Source organism: Flavobacterium cyanobacteriorum (assembly GCF_002251835.1).
Lineage (GTDB): Bacteria > Bacteroidota > Bacteroidia > Flavobacteriales > Flavobacteriaceae > Flavobacterium > Flavobacterium cyanobacteriorum.
Genome location: NZ_NOXV01000247.1, coordinates 1 through 545, shown reverse-complemented (window position 1 = coordinate 545; position 545 = coordinate 1). Strand labels below are relative to the sequence as shown.

Genomic DNA, 545 nt, shown 5'->3' with positions numbered 1-545 from the left:
ATGTGGTTTTAAAGTTTTAGTATCTGTTGGATTTTGATGTAAAGTGTAATTAACTATAATTTGATTTTCAGTAGATATTTGTGCATTGTAGCCTGGTTTTAACTGTCCGTTTTGCATATGATCTTCTTTCATCCGCATAAAAGTAGCATCAGGATCAGTTTTACTATACGAGTTTCTTTCCCCTAAGATAGCTTCTTGCTCTTCATACTTTTGAAGATTCTTCTCAAAGTTTTGTTTAATGTAACGAAGTTTTGCTTTGGATTTTGATGAAGCTTTTTCATTACCTGATAGTTTTGCGTCTATTTGCTCAACAGTTTTTTGAATAACTTCTTTGCTGATTTCTTTGAACTCAGGCGGTTCTGGATTTGGGTTATCATCATTGGAGATACTTTGGGCGTAATTCCATAATTCTTCCAACTGGGTAAGCATTTTAGCTTTATTGGTTTTGATGCTATTTCCCCAAACAAAAGTATATCTGTTTGCTTGTGCTTCTATTTTTGTGCCATCGGTATAAATTTGTTTCAACGAAATAAACCCTTCTGATG

General features: G+C 33.4%; 1 pseudogene. It reads right to left on the bottom strand.

Annotation, left to right across the window (positions count from 1 at the left end):
* Positions 1-545, bottom strand: a pseudogene (locus CHU92_RS15820) (IS5/IS1182 family transposase); the annotation flags it as partial.